Genomic DNA, 17,056 nt, shown 5'->3' with positions numbered 1-17,056 from the left:
TCCGATCGGAAGCTTCGATAACCCGAGTTGAACGCGGGTGCCATGGAGGGGTGGGCGCGCGCTCCGACCAGTGGCCGTGCGCGATCCGGCTACGGGAACGCCGAGTGCCCCGAAGGATCATTCCTTCGGGGCACTCGGTGAACAGGACTTCGGAGGCGACAGGCTCAGCGGCACCAGGCCCAGCGGCGTCGGACTCAGTGGCGACAGGCTCAGTGGCGGCCGGCCGCTGCGGGCTTCGCGTGGGAGGTGAGGCCGTCGTCCTGGGGTGGGCGGCCGGGGCGGGGCGGGTTTCCGACGCCCGGGATGCGCTGGACCGTCCAGCCGTGCTCCTGGAGCCACTGGACGGTGCGTACCGCTGCCGCCGGGGCCACCATGAGTTCGGCCAGGCCGCTGACGCTGCCCGGCGAGTGGTCGATGGTCATGTCCTCGACGTTGACCTCGAGTTCGGCCGCCGCCGCCAACAGGCGGGCCAGTTCGCCCGGTTGGTCACCGATCAGCACCCGGACCGGGATGCAGACCGGCTTGCCGGTGCCGTGCTTGCCCGGGATGCGGTCGCGGCCCTTGTTGCCGCGATCGAGCAGGTCGGCCACCAGGGTCATGCCCTGGGCGCGCTCGTCCGCGTCCTCGGTGGCCAGGCCGCGCAGGGCCGCCACCATCACGGTCAGGTCCTCGGCCAGTTCGCCGAGGACGTCCGCGACCGCGCCGGCGTTCGCCTCAAGGATGTCGCCCCACAGGCGCGGGTCGCCGCCGGCGATCCGGGTCACGTCGCGCAGCCCCTGGCCGGCCAACTGCGAGGCCTCGTCGGGGGCGTGCTGCAGCCGGGCCGCCATCAGCGCGGAGACCACGTGCGGGGTGTGCGAGACCAGCGCCACCGCGCGGTCGTGTGCGCCGCTGTCCATCAGCACCGGTACCGAACCGCAGAGCGCGACCAGCTCCAGGGCCCGGTTGAGCGTCTCCCGCGAGGTGGTCGGGGAGGGGGTGAGGACCCAGGAGCGGCCCTCGAAGAGCGTCGCGCAGGCCGCCAGCGGCCCCGAGCGCTCCCGTCCGGCCATCGGGTGGCCGCCGATGTAGCTGGTGGGGTCGACGGCCCGCTGCAGCACGTCCCACTCCGGCTCGGCCTTGACGCTGGCCACGTCGGTGTAGCTGCGGGCCAGCCCGTTGGCCTGCTCCGCCGCGAGCACCACGCCGATCCGGGCCGGCGGCACGGCGAGCACCGCCATGTCGACCGGCTCCTTGCACCGGCCGACCACGCCCGCCCCCATCGACGAGGCCGTCCGGACGGCGGACTCGTCGGTGTCCAGCAGGTGGACGACGATCCCGCGCCGGGCGAGCGCGAGCGCCACCGACGTACCGATCAGGCCGGTGCCCACGACGGCTGCCGTACGGATCACGGTGTTCCGCCGGACACCGAGGTCAGGTCCCTGCGCAGGGCGGCGGCGCCACCGTGGTAGATGTGCCGGATGTCGCACTTGGTCCGCTCGGACTCGGCGTGCACCAGGATGCGGACCACCCGCGGCAGCGACCCGGCGATCTCCAGCTCCTGGGCACACATCAGCGGAACGTCGGCGAGCCCCAACTCCCGTGCCGCGACGGCCGGGAACTCGCAGCGCAGGTCGGTGGTGGCGGTGAAGAAGATGCTGATCAGGTCCTCCTCGACGATCCCGTTGGCGTCGAGCATCTCCTTGAACAACACCTTCACGCACTCCAGCATCGGCCCACGTTCGTCGTGTTCCAGCTGGGTCGCGCCGCGCACGGCTCGCACTGTCATGTCATTCCTCCAGAGAGCGTCTGCCACAGAGCATCGGGGCGTGCATCGGTCGTGCATCGGGTCGTGCGGACATCGGGTGGTGCGAAGGTCGGGCGATTCGAGGCTCAGGCGGCCACGGGCTGGCGCGCGAAGCCGCTCGTCAACGGCCGTTCCCGGTACAGCTCGGCGACCTGGAAGGCCAGGTCGAGCGACTGGAAGCGGTTCAACCGGGGGTCGCAGGCGGTCTCGTAGCGCCGGTGCAGGTCGCCGACCAGCACCTCGTCCCCACCGCCGACGCACTCGGTGACGTTGTCGCCCGTCAGCTCGATGTGGATGCCGCCCGGGTGCGTCCCGAGGGCGTGGTGCACGTCGAAGAAGCCCCGGACCTCGGCCAGTACGTCGTCGAAGTGCCGGGTTTTGTGGCCGCTGGGCGCCGAGAAGGTGTTCCCGTGCATCGGGTCGCAGATCCACGCCACCTGGGCTCCGGCGGCGGTGACCTTCTCCACCAGCTCCGGCAGCACGTCGAGGATGCGGTCCTTGCCCATCCGGGTGATGAAGGAGAGCCGGCCGGGCTCACGGTCCGGGTCCAGCCGGTCGATCAGCGCCAGGACGTCGTCCGGGGTGGTGGTCGGGCCCAGCTTGACGGCGATCGGGTTGCGCACCTTCGAGGCGTACTCGACGTGTGCGCCGTCCAGTTGGCGGGTCCGCTCGCCGATCCAGAGCAGGTGGCCGGAGACCGCGTACGGGCTGCCCGTGCGCAGGTCGGTACGGGTGAGGGCGGCCTCGTAGTCCAACAGCAGCGCCTCGTGGCTGGCGAAGATGGCGGAGGAGTGGAACTGCTTCGGGTCCGCTCCGCACGCCTCCAGGAAGGACAGCGCGTCGTCGATGTCCCGGGCGAGCCGCTCGTACCGCTCGCCGATCGGCGAACCGGCCACGAAGTCCCGGTTCCACTCGTGGACTTGGCGCAGGTCGGCGTAGCCGCCGGTGGCGAAGGCCCGGATCAGGTTGAGCGTCGCGGAGGAGGAGTGGTACATCCGCTTGAGCCGCTCCGGATCGGGCCGCCGGGCCTCCGGCGTGAACGCCAGACCGTTGACCGAATCCCCGCGATAGGTGGGGAGTTCGACGCCGTCCCGGATCTCGGTGGGCTGCGAGCGCGGCTTGGAGTACTGCCCGGCGATCCGGCCGACCTTCACCACCGGGACCCCGGTGGCGTAGGTCAGCACGGCCGACATCTGCAGCAGGGTCTTGATCTTGTCGCGCACCTGGTCCGCCGTGACGCCGTCGAAGGTCTCGGCGCAGTCGCCGCCCTGCAGGACGAACGCCTCGCCCCGGGCCACCGCAGCCAGCTGGTCCCGGAGTTCGTCGCACTCGCCGGCGAAGACCAGCGGCGGGTAGCTCTCGATCTCGTCGGTCACGGCCCGGAGCGCGTCCGGGTCGGGCCATGCGGGCTGTTGCGCGGCGGGCAGGCGTCGCCAGGAGTCCGCCGCCGCAGGAGTCTGATCAACATTCATGATGGGCTGTGCCTCGATCCGTTCGGCTGTTGGGAGCCTGGGAGGTGTACCTGTGCCGGGGCGGAGCAGCGGCGGGGCGGACTACTCCTCGAGCAGGTCGGGCTGCTCGGCGACGATCTCGTCCCAGAGCAACTGGAAGCTGAACCAGCCCAGTTGCTCGTCACCGAAACCGGCGCCGGCCGCGAGGGCCTGCTCGTGCGTGAAGGTCCTCGGCGTGCCCGCCGCGTACGCGAGCAGCTGGACCTGCGCGCAGCTCTCGTAGGTGAAGAACCAGTGCACCGCCTCGTCCAGGGAGCCGCCCACCGTGATCAGGCCGTGGTGCTGCAACAGGATCGCGCGGTTGTCGCCGAGCTTCGCGGCGATGTCCCGGCCCAGCTCCACCGAGACCGAGGGGCCTTCGTACTCCCCGTAGAGCACCTGGCGCCCGTAGAACGCGGCGGACTCCTGGTCGATCGGCTCGAGCAGCCGGCCGAGCGAACCGAGCGCCCGGGAGTGCGCGGTGTGGCCGTGAGCGGCGGCGGTGGCGCCGGGGTTGAGGTCGTGGATCGCGGAGTGGATGACGAAGGCGCTCGGGTTGATCCGGTGCTTGCCGTCGACGACCCGGCCGGTGGAGTCCACGCAGATCAGGTCGGCCACCTTGACGTGCTTGAACGAGACGCCGAACGGGTTGACCCAGAAGCGGTCCGGGAACTCGGGGTCGCGCACCGAGATGTGACCGGAAATGCCCTCCCCGAAGCCGTACTTGCCGAACAGGCGGAGCGCGGCGGCCAGGCGCTGCTTGCGGTGCCGACGGGTCTCCGCAGCCGTGGCGAACACCGGCTCGCCCGGGATCGGCAGACCGGTGGCGGTGTCCGCCAGGAACTCGGCTTCGGCGGTGGTCATGTGGGATTCCTTCCTGAACGTGCGACGGGTGGCGGTGGCGCGAGGAGCGTCCGACTCAGACGCCGACCGGTACGGCTTCGGCGCGGGCCGAGATGACGGTCTCGGCGTGCTCCAGGATCGACGTGACGATGTCCACGCTGCGGTCGACCAGGGAAGGCACCCCGAAGGTGAAGAAGAGCGACCCGGCGGCGATGTTGCCCAGGCCGTAGAGACGCGGGTCCGGACGGCCGTTGACCGTCAGCCGGCTGGTCGCCCTGGCCAGGTGCAGCCCGCCGTGCGGGTGCCGGCTGGCCGCGCCGCTGCGCATCAGGGTGGTCACCAGGGGCAGCGCGCTGGTGGGGATCTTCCCCTCCGAGGCGTTCACCGCGCTGATCACCTTGTCGGCGACGAAGGTCTCACCCATCGCGGTGAGCACCTCGAAACCGCCCTTCTCCCCGGGCGAGATGTCCTGGAGGCCGGGGTGGATCGCCAGTTGGCTGTCCTCGACCAGTTCGAGCAGGACACCCGCGCTGCCCGGCGGCATCGGGCAGCAGAGGCTCATGATGGTGCGGTAGTGCGTACGGAGGACCTGGACCTTCTCCTCCTCGCGGAGCACTGGCCAGACGTCCGGACCGGTCTCCGGGACGGCGCGCTGCAGGATGCGCAGGCCCATGTGCGGCGAGTCGACCTCGTCGATCTGCCGGCGGAGCCGGTCGAGCGGGTCCTCCAGGTCGACCCGGATGATCTCGGAGACCACCGCGTCGAGATCGGCCCCGGAGTCCCGGAACTCGGCCCGCAGCACCGCGCTGATGTCGTCGATGGTGAGTTCGCGGCGCTGTTCGGCGATCGACTTGATCCGCTCAGCGGTGAAGTGGCGCAGTTCGAAGGGCACCGGCTTCTGCCGGACTCCGGGCAGCACACCGCGCCGGGAGAGCAGGCTGATCTTGCCCAGGTGTCCCTGTGCCGCCAGCGACAGGATGATGTCGACGGCCGTCAGCCCGCTGCCGATGATGGCGACGTGGTCCTGCTTCTCGATCGTGCGGAGCTTGTCGGTGATGGGGTAGGGGTCGCCGACGAAACCGGGCGCGCCGGTGAGCCCGTAGACGTCCTTGGGGCTGTCGCCGCCCACGCAGAGCACGACGTAGTCGAAGGCGCGGGCCCGGCCGGCCCCCGTCCGCAGCAGCACCCGGTCGGTCAGCCTGGTGGCCGAGTTGACTCCCTCGCCGACCAGGTGGACCTGCCAGCCCTGCCGGCGCAGATCGCCGAGGGCCGAGTAGGCGCTCTGCTCCAGGTACTCGCCGTAGACGGTGCGGGGCGCGAACCTGGCACCGGACCAGCGGTCGACTCCGTCCCGGACGCCGACGATGCGGTCTCTGGTCTCGAGCCAGCGCTCGAAGTGGGCATGGTCCCCCGCGCGCACCGACATGTCGTCGGGCGTCGCGTTGACCTTCAGGGTTTCGGTGTCCGTCTGGTATGCGCGGCCACGCCAGAGATTGGCGGACGGCTCGAACACGGTGATGCTGCCAGGTTCGCCCTGCGCGCGGGCCAACGCGTCGATCAGGCAGACTGCAGACGCACCGCCTCCGACGACTCCGATCGAGAATCCACGGGACATGAATCAGTCACCTGTCAATGTATGGAAGGCAGTGTGCGGAATTCGGTGCCAGGAATGCCAGGGATACCAGGAATACCAGGAATGCCCGGAACGGCACCGCTGCGGTTCGGTCCGGCCTGGTCACACCTGTGCCTCTTCGAACCGGTGGAACCCACCCTGCAGGAAGATGAGCGGGGAACGACCGTCACGTACGCCGAGCCCGACGACCTCGCCGATGACCATGATGTGATCGCCGGCCACCACGTAGTCGCGGAACCGGCACTCCATCCGGCCCGGCGCGTCGAGCAGCAGCACGCCGGTCTGCTCCCCCACCTCCACGGGCAGCTCGCGCAGCGCCTCCTCCCGGTCCTCGCGGGGGCGGGAGAAGCTCCGGGCGACATCCTCCGAGTCCGAGTCCAGGATGGAGATGCCCCAGACCTCGGACTCCATCAGGTCGGCCAGAAAACCCGAGTCGCTGCGCAGGCTGATCGAGACGAGCGGCGGCTCCAGGGAGACCGACGTGAGCGAGTTGGCAGTGATGGCGTCGTGTCGGCGGGCGGTGGACCGGTCCGAGTAGGTGCTGATGACGCAGACCCCGGTGGCGAAATTGCGCATGACATCACGCAGGTCGTTCTTCATGCCCAGCCTCTCTGGCAGCGGTCGGGTATTCGACAGTCGCTAGGGACGTTAGTTCGATACAAGCGAGGTTACGGACCGGCCTGGTCTTCGATTTGCTGGGCTGCGCACGGGGAATTGCCGATACACGACCCTGGCCGGCCTTGGTGGACATGACAGAACCGGGGGCCGGACTGGCATTCCTGACATTCTCGGTGCACAGTTCTGCGAAATGTCCGGGAACGGCTTCGGCGACCTGACTTAGAATGCTGCGGCGGGAACGTAATGACAAATGCGGGAAAGCGAATCGGGGGTCCGCAGGGTGGTAACGCCGAGGGCGCGGCACCCGATCGAGTTGATCGGGTGCCGCGCCCTCGGCGGCCCGGGCGAACCCCCGCCCGGAGCCGCGACTCTCAGGCGGCGGAGCGGCGAGCGGGTTGCCGGGCCGCCGTGGCGGCCACCTCGGCGTAGGCCGCGTCGGCGATCCGGAGCATCTGCTCGGCGTACGGCAGCAGGGACAGCCCGGCCTTCGTGAGGACGATCCGCCGGCCACCTCGGTCGAACAACGGCACCCCCAGGTCGTCCTCGAGGCTCCTGATCTGCGCCGTGACACTGGACTGGGCGTAGTGAAGGTTCCGCGCCGCCCTGGTGAAGCTCATCTCTGCCACTACCTCGCAGAACGCACGCAGTTCTCGCAGCTGCACGGCATGGCTCCTTCCTTCGGCCGGGACGGCCGTGCCATCAAAAGTACCGCATGGTTGGTTTTTTAAATACCTGTTTGGCACCCCTCGAAGGAGTCCGTGGAGTAAACCAAAAGCGGCCTGCAGTCGTGCCCTGTGGGGCGAACACGACTGCAGGCCAAGGGGGTTGGTCAAGAGGGTGGAGATGGGTGCGGTGCGGCGGGCGGGATCGCCGGTCAGTCGGACATCTCGACCGGGGATGTCAGGTCCCGGGCGATCTGCGGCAACAGCCGGTCGACCAGGACCGAGGCCCGGACCTCACCGTCGGCGGAGCGCGGGATGTCGCTGGTCGCGACCGCGTGCGCGAAGACCCCGGGCAGCCGGCGGGCGCAGGCGGCGTTGGCGGCCCGGCGGCCGGAGCCCTCCTGTTCCGGCGAGAGCGGGACGAAGGCGACCAACAGGGTCTCCCCGAGATCCGGGAGTTCGGTGTGGACCAGGGCCACCTCGCGGATGCAGGGCAGCTCCAGAAGCTCCAGCTCCAGAGCGAAGAAACCCTCGTCGAACGCCACGTCCGGCACGTCCAGATCACCGAACTCGGCGAACTGGACCGGGGAGTACTCGATCATGCGGACATCTCCTGTTGCATCGTGTGCTCCAGTTGAAGATTCAGCTTGATGATGGGCAGCACCGAGTCGAGCAGCTCATCGGTCTTGATCGTGCCCGTCGGGCTGTACGGGATGTGGTCGACGGCGATCACGTGCGCCGGCAGCGAGGGGATCCGCCGGTTGCAGGCCGCCGTCAACGTCTTGTAGCCGGTCACCTCACGGCCCACCGCCACCGCGATGAACGGGACGACCAGCGAGTCCCCGAGCCCGGGGACGTCCACCCGCATCACCGCCGTGTCGCGAAGGCACGGCAGGTTCAGCAGGTCGGCCTCCAGCCGGAAGATCTCGGTGTCCACCGCCCCGTTCCGGGAGACGGTCGGGACCTCTGCGCTGCGGCTGGTGACCACCAGCCTGCCCTGGGCGTCTAGTTGGCCACGCTCGCCGGTGACGAAGAACCGCTGCGGACCCTGGCCGACGTCGAGCGTGGTGAAGGCGGCCTCGCCGTCGAGATACCCGTCCATCACCTGGTAGCCGGCGATGGCGACCCTGCCGTTCTCACCGGCGGGCAGCGGCAGGCCGTCCGGGTCGAGGACGACGAGGCTGCTGCCGAGCATCATCCGGCCCGAGCGGATCGGCGCGACGTGCAGTTCGTCGGGGCCCATGATGGCGTTCAGGCCGGTCTCCGGCGTGGAGTATGCGAGGTGGAGCACCGGGCCGAGCTGCTCCCAGGCCGTGTTGACGACCCAGCGGTTGAGGTGCCGCCCGAGCGCGATCACGCAGCGCAGCTGCGCGCTCTTGGCCAGCGTCTCGGAGCCCGGGTGGGACAGCAGCCGGACGAGTGCCACCGGGTCGATCACCGCAGTGGTGACGCGCTCCTCGGCGATCAGGGCGGCCAGCGCGGCGGGGTCGCGGTACCGGCCCAGGACCAGCGTGCCGCCGAGGCTGAGGAAGGTCCGGGCCAGCCCACGGGCGGTCGGCTGGGCGAGCGGCGCGGCCGTCAGGTGGACGTCCGAGCCGTCGAAGCCGAACTCGTCGACCAGATCGACCAGATGACGCCCCTCCACCGCGCTGCGGCGGACCGCGACCCGAGGGTTGCCGCCCTCGCCCGGGATGACCGTGAGGGACTCGTACGGCAGCGCGGCCGGCAGGCTCGGGAGCGGCTCGGTGGCCAGCAGCGTACCGAAGGAGACCGAACGCGAGCCGACCCCGGCCACCCGGGCGACGGCCCCGGCCTTGGCGCCGTCGAGCAGGACGTGCAGCGCCTCCGGCCCGGTCGGCCAGACGCACCGGTCGAGGACCGGGCGGTGCTCCGTGGAGACGAAGACCACCGTCGGCTGGAGCTGGGTGAGGAGACCGGTCAGCTCCTCGGCCCCGGCCTCGGTGTCAAGTCCCGTGCAGGAGATGCCGAGTGTGGCGCAGGCGGCCATCGCCACCGCAAGCTCCCACCGGTTGTCCGCGAGATGGACCGCGCGGGCGGGGCGGGTGGGCGGCAGCTGGGCCGAGAGCCCGGCAGCCATCCGGTCTACATGATCCGCGAACTGGCCCCAGGTCAACCGGGAGGCGCCGTCCACCACGGCGATCTGCTCCGGTCGGTTGGCCGCGTGGCGGCGGATGTCATCGAGCTTGATCATGTGGCTTCTCCGTGGTCCCCCAGGATGCGGAAGCTGCAGTGGCCCCTCCTGGGAGGAGCCAGTACGATAAAAACATACCAACTAGACGGTATGCAATAGTTTATCGGAAAGATCGATCGCCTGTTCCAGGCGGAGCGCCCCCAGCTGGGAATATGCCAACTGCATTGCAACAAAAGGGAGTTGGCATGTTGGTGACAATGGGATTCCCGCACCCACCCGCAGGGCCCCTCGGCGGGAGTCGCTCCCCCCGAGGGGCCCTCTGCAGAGCTGAGTGCTGCCTGCCATCGCGCTGCACCGACTCCTGCCGCGCCGCCTCCTACTGCACTGCTTCCTACCGTGCCGCCTCGGCGTCGAACTCCTGCCGCGCGGTCTCGGCCTCGAAGCCCTGCCGCAGCTGCGCCCGCCGGAGCTTGCCGATGCCGGTCTTCGGCACGTCCTCCTTGGCCAGCGTCACCAGCCGCCCGATCTCCAGCCCGAACCGCGCCGAGACCAGCTCCCGGATCTGCCGCTCGACGGCCGCCGGCTCGAGACCGCCGCGCGGGTGGAAGAAGACCGCGAGCTCCTCGACCGGCCGCCCATCGGCGTCCTGACGGACCGTCACTGGTGAGACCACGGTGTACGAGGGCTCGACGAAGTCGAGTTCCTCGACCAGGGCCTCGATCTCGTGGCCGTGGTACTCGGCACCATTGATCACGATGAGGTCGTCCACCCGGCCGGTGACCGTCAGCGCGCCGTCCTCGATGACCGCGAGGTCACCCGAACGGAACCAGCCGTCGTCCGTGAAGCACTCCGCGTTGACCTTCGCGTTGGCGTAGTAGCCCGAGGTCACCGGCGCCCCGCCGACCTGGAGCCGGCCGACCGTACCGACCGGCAGCAGCTGGTCGTGCTCGTCGACCACCCGGACGGCGACGCCCGGGTGCGGGCGGCCCACCTGGACGAAGCGCTCGTCGCCCGTGCTGTCCGGGTCGAAGACGGAGTCGACCACGCCCGCCGAGGTCTCGGACATCCCCCAGCCGGGGTGCATGCAGGTGCGCGGCAGCCCGAACGGAGCCAGCAGCTCCAGGAACTGGCGGATGACCGAAGCCTTGACGGACTCGCCGCCGTTCATGATGTACCGCAGCCGGCTGAGGTCCCAGTCCCGCCCCTCGATCTCCGCAGCCCGGTCGTTGACCAGGCGGAACGCGAAGTTCGGCGCCCAGGTGGTGTCCGCGCGGTGCTTGGAGATCTGGTCGAACCAGCGGGTCGGGTCCGCCAGGATCCAGGGGAGGCGGGCGTGCACCTGGGTGCAGCCGAGCAGCACGTCACGGGCGTGGAACATCACCAGCCCGCCGATGTGGTCCAGCGGCATCCAGTTGAACGTACGGCTGTCGCGGCCGAGCCCGCGCACCACGGCGGTGGCGGTGGAGCGGGCGATGATGTTGCGGTGGGTCAGCGCCACGGCCTTGGGGACCCCGGTGCTGCCGGAGGTCAGCAGCAGGACCGCGAGGTCCTCCGCCCGGGCCTGGTGCAGCTCCTCGGCCGGCGCGTTCTCCCGCAGCCCGCCGACCCGGCCCAACCAGGCCCCGGACGCGGCCAGCTCCTCGGACGGCTCCGGCCCGTCGTCCCCGACCACCACCCAGGGCTTGTCGTACCCGCCCCAGACCCGCTCGATCAGTTCGGCCGCAGCCGACATGTCGCCGACCGGCCCGGGCGCCAGCGTGATCGGGATCATCCCGCCCAGTACGGCGGCCCAGAAGGCGCCCAGCAGGTCGGGCTCCGAACGGATCTGCAGCATCAGCTTGTCACCAGCCCGGGCGCCACCGACCCGCAGGCCGGTCAGGATGCGCAGGGCGTCCGCCAGCAGCTCCGGGTAGGAGGAGTCGACGGCGCTGCCGTCCGGCTGGACGAAGTGGATCAGCCCGGCGTCCGGCAGGCCGGCGGCCCGGACCAGGGCCTCGCCCAGGGTGTCCACGGGCAGCTCGGGGAGCGGGCCGCCGTCGAGGAACGAGAGCAGCGCGGTGTCGGCGGTGATGACGCTCATGCCGCCACCGCCTCGGTGCCGGCGGTGCGGGTGGTGGTGGCAGTGGTGGCGCGGGCGACGAACAGCAGCGGGCCACGGCCGACTCGCGGGCCCGGCTCCTTCCGGAAGCCGCCGTACTCGGCGACCACCTCGAACCCGGCGGCGGCCAGCAGATCCCGCACCTCGGGCGAGGTCAGCACGGCCTGGTCGAAGAAGTTGGCGTACATCGAGACCTGCCCGTCGGCACCCCGGACGATCACGGTCTCCTCGTTCCGCCAGATCGCCGCGTGCGGGTTGACGGACTGCCGGGCGAGCCGGGTCACCAGCAGGCCGTCGCCCTGGTGGTGGGCGATGATGTTCGGCTGGTAGCCGTCGACGAAGTTGAGCAGGTGACCTATGTCGATCACCACGTGACCCCCCGGCGCCAACCAGCCGTGCAGGTCGGCGAACAGCTGCTTCAGCTCGTCCCTGGTCAGCTGGTTGAGCGTGCTGAACAGGCTGTAGGCCAGGTCGAACCGCTGGTCGATGGTGAAGTCGGCGGTGCGGGTGTGGACGTACTCGACCTCCGCAGCCTCGGCTCCGGCAGCTCCGGCAGCTCCGGCTGCGGCGGCGGCTTTGGCAGCCTCACGGGCGAACTCGGTGAAGCTGGCGCTCTGGTCGATGCCCACTCCGGGGTGACCGAGAGCGGCCAGTGCGCGGAGGTTGGTACCGGTGCCGCTCCCGATGTCGAGGACCCGGCCGCCGGGTGGCAGATACGAGGCCAGGAAGTCGGTCTCTGCGGTGACATCACGGAGATCCTTTCGGATCACCTCGTAGTACTCGCCTGGGAACTCGAAGCTGGACAAGACAGAACCCTTCATTGGTTGAGTCGTTGGCATGAGTTGTCGACATCAGTCATTGGCATTGGTCAGTGGCCCTGCTCATGCGCTGACGTCCGGGTGGTCCGGCGTCCGGCGGGTCCGGCGTCCGGCGGGTCTCACGCGGCGGTCCGGAGGCCGGGCTGGTGGCGGCGGTACTCCCCCGGGGCGACGCCGTAGCGCTTCCGGAAGAGGCGGCTGAAGTGGGAGGCGCCGTACAGGCCCGAGCGGTCCCCGATCACGGCTACGGAGAGATGGGCGAGCCGTGGATCACGGAGTTCGGCTCGGCAGCGGCTGAGCCGCTCGTTGCGGATCCAGCCGGCCGGGCTCTGCCCGTGATCTTTGAAGAGCTTCTGCAGGTAGCGCAGTGAGATGTGGTGGTGGCGGGCCAGCATCCCGGGCCCCAGCTCCGGGTCGGCGAGGCGGCTGCGGGCGAAGCTCTGGATCCGTAACAGCAGTTCCTGCCCGGCGACTTGTGAGTACGCGGTTGACGACTGCGCCCCGGCGGCGGGACGGCTCCGCTCGCGGTGCAGGCAGTCGACACAGGCCCGTTCGACCAGGTCGGCGGCCCGGCGGCCCGGTCCTGACTCGGTGCGCAGAAGCTCCATGTCTCCCTCGCGGAGGCGTCATGGCCACCCGAGGACACCGATCGGCCTGTGTCTGGCAGCTCCCTTATATCAAAACATACCAGCTTGGCGGTTTGCTATGGGGAATCGGCAGTACCTCTGACAGCACACCGACCCGAACCGCGCCGACACACCGGACCGAGCCACCCGGAACCCGTGCGCGGAATGACAATCGGGCCCCGGATCCGCGAGTTACCTTCGGCGGCGTAACGATCTGTGCCGGACGCGCGGACCAAGGCCGCTGCGCGTGCTTCGGCGCGACCAGCCAGAAGGGGCCAAGTCGTGGCAATCAAGGTAGGCATCAACGGGTTCGGCCGGATCGGCCGCAGCTTCTTCCGCGCCGCACTTGAGCAGAACGCAGACCTCGAAGTAGTGGGCATCAACGACCTGACCGACCCGGCCACCCTGGCGCACCTGCTGAAGTACGACAGCACTCTGGGCAAGATCGGCGTGCCGGTGAGCGCGGGCGAGAACGAGATCGTGGTGGACGGGCGCTCCATCCGCGTCACCGCCGAGCGCGACCCGGCCAACCTGCCGTGGGGCGAACTGGGCGTGGACGTCGTCATCGAGTCCACCGGCGTCTTCACCGACGCGGAGAGGGCCAAGGCCCACCTGGTGGCCGGCGCCCGCAAGGTGATCATCTCGGCCCCGGCCACCAACCAGGACCTGACCATCGCCTACGGCGTCAACCACGAGGCCTACGACGCCGCGCTGCACAACATCGTCTCCAACGCCTCCTGCACCACCAACTGCCTTGCTCCGCTGGCCAAGGTGCTGGACGACGCACTGGGCATCGAGGGCGGCCTGATGACCACGGTGCACGCCTACACCCAGGACCAGAACCTCCAGGACGGCCCGCACAAGGACCTCCGGCGGGCCCGCGCCGCCGCCGACAACATCGTGCCGACCAGCACGGGTGCGGCCAAGGCCATCGGCCAGGTGCTCCCCTCGCTCAACGGCAAGCTGGACGGCTACGCACTGCGGGTGCCCGTCACCGTCGGCTCGGCCACCGACCTGACCGTCGTGGTCGGCCGGGACACCACGGTCGAGGAGGTCAACGCACTGTTCGCGGCGGCCGCCGAAGGCCCGCTGTCCGGCATCCTGCGCTACACCGACGAGCCGATCGTCTCCAGCGACATCGTCACCGACCCGTCCTCCTGCATCTTCGACTCGGGCCTGACGAAGGTCGTCGGCGGTCGCCAGGTGAAGATCGTCGGCTGGTACGACAATGAATGGGGCTTCTCCAACCGCGTGGTCGACACCGTGCTGCTGATCGGCGCGAGCGCCTGACCTGCGGGTCCGAACCAGCGCGACCAGCGGGGCCGGGTTCGGGGAATCCCGAGTCCGGCCCCTTTTCGACGCACCCGACACACACGCACCCGACATACACGCACCCGACGCACCGGGCCGGCACCCGGCCGGGACCACTTCACAGGAAAGGGGCTGACCAATGGTCAGGACAGCGAACCACCCGGGCGAGCGGGCCGTCCAGCAACGGGCCGGAGAAGGCCGGGCCGGCTGGGGCTCCCCCATGTTCAGCGCCGAAATCCCGCCCGGCTTCGACCAGTTCATGCAGCGGCAGCGGATGCTGGTGATCGGCGCGGTGGACGACGACGGAGCCGCCTGGTCGACAGTGGTCACCGGGCCGCGCGGCTTCGTGCAGACGTTGAACGAGACCACCATGTCCATCAACGCGGTGCCCGTACCGGGCGACCCGCTCGACGGGGTCTTCGACCGCGTCCGCGACATCGGGATCCTGGTCATCGAGCCGCAGAGCAGCCGGCGCGTCCGGATCAACGGCGTGGCCAAGCGGGACGGCGACCGCCTGGTGGTCGTCACCGAGCAGGTGCTCGGCAACTGCCCCAAGTACCTGCAGCAGCGCGCACTGCGCCCGGACGACACCGAGCTCACCGCGCCCGTCGCCCACCACTCCACCGAGCTCGACGAGGCCCAGCAGCGCTGGATCACCGAGGCCGACACCTTCTTCATCGCGAGCCGGGCGCCCGAACAGGGCGCGGACGCCTCGCACCGGGGCGGCGAACCCGGCTTCGTCCAGGTCGTATCGCCGAACAGGCTCGCCTGGCCGGACTACTTCGGCAACTCCTTCTACATGACCCTCGGCAACCTGCAGTTGGACCCGGCCTGCGGGCTGACCTTCCTCGACTGGGAGCGGGGCCACGCCCTGCACGTCACCGGCAAGGCCCGGATCGACTGGGACCAGGACCGCGCGAAGGTCGTCCCGGGAGCGCTGCGCATGGTCGAGTTCGACGTCGAGCGAATCATCCAGGTGGACAACTTCACCCCGCTGCGCTGGCGCTTCCACGCGCCCTCACCGTTCAACCCGACCAACTGACCTGTGCGGAGAGCGAGTTCGGCGACGCCGGGCTCGCTCTCCGGACGCCGGCTCCCAGCGCCTGGACGACTCGCACGCAGACGACAGGCCGCCGAGCTGCCCGGTGTCCGGTCGGCTCGGCGGCCTGTCGCGCGTACTGGAGCCGCTTCCTGACGAATCGTCAGGCAGTTTCGAGCTCCAGCGTGTGGAACCCGCCCTGCAGGAAGATGAGCGGCCCACGGGAGTCGCGCGAGCCGAGTCGGACCACCTCGCCGATGACCATCACGTGGTCGCCGATGACGAGTTCGTCGCGGAAGGTGCACTCCATCCAGCCGGCCGCCTCGAGCAGCACCACGCCGGTCTGTTCGCCCAGGCTGTGCGGCGTCTCGTCCAGGGCGACCCGCCGGGACTCCGCGTCCCGGGCGAAGGCCCTGGCCTCCGCCTCGGACTCGCCGCAGAGGATCGAGACACCCCAGACCCGGGACTCCCGCAGATCCTTGAGGAAGCGCGAGTCGAGCCGGAAGCAGAGCGATATGAGGGCCGGATCGAGCGAGACCGAGGTGAGCGAGTTGACCGTGACGGCGTCGTGCTGACGGGTCCCGGAGCGGTCCGAGAACGTGCTGACCACGCAGACCCCGGTGGCGAAGTGCCGCATGACTGTGCGCAGATCCTGGCTCATGTACGGCCTCCTGTGGTCGAGGGCGGGCGTACTCCGGTGGCACCCCTGATTCGCCACTACCAACGCTAGGCAAATCCCTTCGCACACAGTTGCGCCGCCGCGCACGACCTCTGACGGGTCCGCGCACACCGGCGGCGAAGCGGGTGCGTGGCGACAGCCGTCGTTCCCCAGCCGTGCGTCCAACTCGCGAAGACGGCGTGAGGGGGTACGGCTTTTTGCATGGTGATGTGGCCGGAGCGCCCGGTGGCCCTTGCCGGGACGCGGGCCACCACCCTACCTTCGGGCACCGTGCTTCCCTCCCCGCTGATCAGTGTCATTGTGGCCGCCCACGACCTTCAAGGGTCCCTCGAGAACTGCCTGAAATCGATCCTGACCCAGTCCTTCCGGGATGTGGAGGTCATCGTGGTCCTGGATCGCTCCGCAGAATGTCCCGCCGACCTGGTCGACGCCTACGCCCAGCGCGATGGACGGGTGTCCGTCGTGCAGCTGGACGGCTCCGTCGGTATCGGCCAGGTCCGCAACGCGGGAGCCGAACACGCCACCGGCGACTACCTGCTCTTCCTGGACAGCGACCACATCGTCAAGGGCGCAACGCTCCAGGCCATGGCCGACCGACTACAGACCGCCGACGAACCGGACATCCTCCTCTTCGGCCACACCCGCCTGCATCGCGGCCGCTCCTGGCCCGGTACCGCAGAGGGGGTGCTGTCCCTGCTGGGCCGGAACCCCTTCACCCCTATCGACCATCCCGAGCTGTTCGGTGTGCCCGCCTACGCCTGGGACCGCTTGCTCCGCCGCGACCTGTGGATCCGGCAGGCGCTCGCCTTCCCGGACGGTCTCCACGAGGAAATCGCGGTCGTGCACCGCGCCCTGCTCGGCGCCGACCGGATCGCCGTGCTGAAGTGGGAGTGCGTCCAGATCAGCCGACGGCTCACCCAGCACCCCGCAGGGTCGCCCGGCGGCACCCACTTCGACGTCTTCAACCGGTACGAGGAGAGCTTCGGCCTGCTCAAGGGGCACGGCGGGCTGGACGCGGCGGCCCCCTTCCTCTTCACCCGGATGATCCGTCACTGCCTCTTCGTCCTCAACCTCTCCGGATGCCTCTCCCGTACCGAGCGCCCGCAGTTCTTCCAACAGGCCGTCGAGCACTACCGCCGCTTTCTCCCCGACGGCTACGAGCGCCCCGACGGCCGCGAAGGCGTCAAGTTCCAGCTGATCGCGGGCGGGACGTACAGCGCCTTCGAAGCCGCCAAGCTGACCAACCTCGCTGGTCTCGCGCGCGGCGTCGTCTCCCGCGGACGGTAGGACCGGGCGCCGGA

The 17,056-nt window shown here is 69.9% G+C and carries 16 protein-coding genes; 3 read left to right on the top strand and 13 right to left on the bottom strand.

The genetic code is table 11. From position 1 onward, the window contains the following. Positions 1 to 209: 209 nt before the first annotated feature. The 12 genes from P3T29_RS15630 to P3T29_RS15575 all read right to left on the bottom strand — a co-directional run bounded on the left by P3T29_RS15630 (position 210) and on the right by P3T29_RS15575 (position 12,708). On the bottom strand, positions 210 to 1,388 hold the full coding sequence (locus tag P3T29_RS15630) for a prephenate dehydrogenase (protein ID WP_280717130.1): 1,179 nt from the start codon (positions 1,386 to 1,388) through the stop codon (positions 210 to 212). After that, on the bottom strand, positions 1,388 to 1,768 hold the full coding sequence (gene aroH / locus P3T29_RS15625; protein WP_280717055.1) for a chorismate mutase: 381 nt from the start codon (positions 1,766 to 1,768) through the stop codon (positions 1,388 to 1,390). The genes P3T29_RS15630 and aroH overlap by 1 nt, the downstream gene beginning before the upstream one ends. 104 nt (positions 1,769 to 1,872) lie before the next feature. After that, positions 1,873 to 3,258, bottom strand: a complete 1,386-nt coding sequence (locus P3T29_RS15620) for a 3-deoxy-7-phosphoheptulonate synthase class II (protein WP_280717054.1) — start codon at positions 3,256 to 3,258, stop codon at positions 1,873 to 1,875. Between the two features lie 81 nt (positions 3,259 to 3,339). After that, positions 3,340 to 4,140, bottom strand: coding sequence for a class II aldolase/adducin family protein (locus P3T29_RS15615; RefSeq protein WP_280717053.1), 801 nt, complete (start codon positions 4,138 to 4,140; stop codon positions 3,340 to 3,342). A gap of 55 nt (positions 4,141 to 4,195) precedes the next feature. Beyond that, the gene (locus tag P3T29_RS15610; RefSeq protein WP_280717052.1) at positions 4,196 to 5,734 is read right to left on the bottom strand and encodes an FAD/NAD(P)-binding protein; all 1,539 of its coding nucleotides are present in this window, start codon (positions 5,732 to 5,734) and stop codon (positions 4,196 to 4,198) included. Positions 5,735 to 5,854: 120 nt separating this feature from the next. Next, positions 5,855 to 6,352, bottom strand: coding sequence for a flavin reductase family protein (locus P3T29_RS15605; RefSeq protein ID WP_280717051.1), 498 nt, complete (start codon positions 6,350 to 6,352; stop codon positions 5,855 to 5,857). A gap of 389 nt (positions 6,353 to 6,741) precedes the next feature. Then, positions 6,742 to 7,032 carry a LysR family transcriptional regulator gene (locus tag P3T29_RS15600; RefSeq protein WP_280717050.1) on the bottom strand — a complete coding sequence of 97 codons (291 nt, stop codon included), beginning with the start codon at positions 7,030 to 7,032 and terminating at the stop codon, positions 6,742 to 6,744. A gap of 212 nt (positions 7,033 to 7,244) precedes the next feature. Next, entirely contained in the window at positions 7,245 to 7,634 is a 390-nt protein-coding gene (locus P3T29_RS15595; RefSeq protein WP_280717049.1) for a hypothetical protein, read from the bottom strand. After that, positions 7,631 to 9,244, bottom strand: coding sequence for a class I adenylate-forming enzyme family protein (locus P3T29_RS15590; RefSeq protein ID WP_280717048.1), 1,614 nt, complete (start codon positions 9,242 to 9,244; stop codon positions 7,631 to 7,633). Before P3T29_RS15590 ends, P3T29_RS15595 begins: the two co-directional genes overlap by 4 nt. 331 nt (positions 9,245 to 9,575) lie before the next feature. After that, complete coding sequence (locus tag P3T29_RS15585) at positions 9,576 to 11,264, bottom strand: AMP-binding protein (protein ID WP_280717047.1); 1,689 nt, start codon at positions 11,262 to 11,264, stop codon at positions 9,576 to 9,578. Then, entirely contained in the window at positions 11,261 to 12,088 is an 828-nt protein-coding gene (locus P3T29_RS15580) for a class I SAM-dependent methyltransferase (protein ID WP_280717046.1), read from the bottom strand. The genes P3T29_RS15585 and P3T29_RS15580 overlap by 4 nt, the downstream gene beginning before the upstream one ends. A gap of 131 nt (positions 12,089 to 12,219) precedes the next feature. Continuing rightward, positions 12,220 to 12,708 (bottom strand): helix-turn-helix transcriptional regulator, encoded by a 489-nt coding sequence (locus tag P3T29_RS15575; protein ID WP_280717045.1) that lies wholly within the window; start codon positions 12,706 to 12,708, stop codon positions 12,220 to 12,222. 300 nt (positions 12,709 to 13,008) lie between these two features. Between P3T29_RS15575 and gap the strand changes: the two genes are divergently transcribed. Further along, complete coding sequence (gene gap, locus P3T29_RS15570; RefSeq protein WP_280717044.1) at positions 13,009 to 14,016, top strand: type I glyceraldehyde-3-phosphate dehydrogenase; 1,008 nt, start codon at positions 13,009 to 13,011, stop codon at positions 14,014 to 14,016. A 160-nt stretch (positions 14,017 to 14,176) separates the two neighbouring features. After that, positions 14,177 to 15,079 carry a pyridoxamine 5'-phosphate oxidase family protein gene (locus P3T29_RS15565; protein ID WP_280717043.1) on the top strand — a complete coding sequence of 301 codons (903 nt, stop codon included), beginning with the start codon at positions 14,177 to 14,179 and terminating at the stop codon, positions 15,077 to 15,079. Positions 15,080 to 15,239: 160 nt separating this feature from the next. Here P3T29_RS15565 and P3T29_RS15560 read toward each other — a convergent pair whose 3' ends face one another. After that, entirely contained in the window at positions 15,240 to 15,737 is a 498-nt protein-coding gene (locus P3T29_RS15560) for a flavin reductase family protein (RefSeq protein ID WP_280717042.1), read from the bottom strand. Positions 15,738 to 15,956: 219 nt separating this feature from the next. Between P3T29_RS15560 and P3T29_RS15555 the strand changes: the two genes are divergently transcribed. Further along, positions 15,957 to 17,042 carry a glycosyltransferase family 2 protein gene (locus tag P3T29_RS15555; RefSeq protein ID WP_280717041.1) on the top strand — a complete coding sequence of 362 codons (1,086 nt, stop codon included), beginning with the start codon at positions 15,957 to 15,959 and terminating at the stop codon, positions 17,040 to 17,042. Positions 17,043 to 17,056: the final 14 nt, after the last annotated feature.

This window comes from Kitasatospora sp. MAP5-34 (genome assembly GCF_029894335.1).
In the GTDB taxonomy this organism is placed as follows: Bacteria; Actinomycetota; Actinomycetes; order Streptomycetales; family Streptomycetaceae; genus Kitasatospora.
The sequence above is the reverse complement of the archived record's forward strand: the minus strand, read 5'-3'. Positions and strand labels throughout refer to the sequence as shown.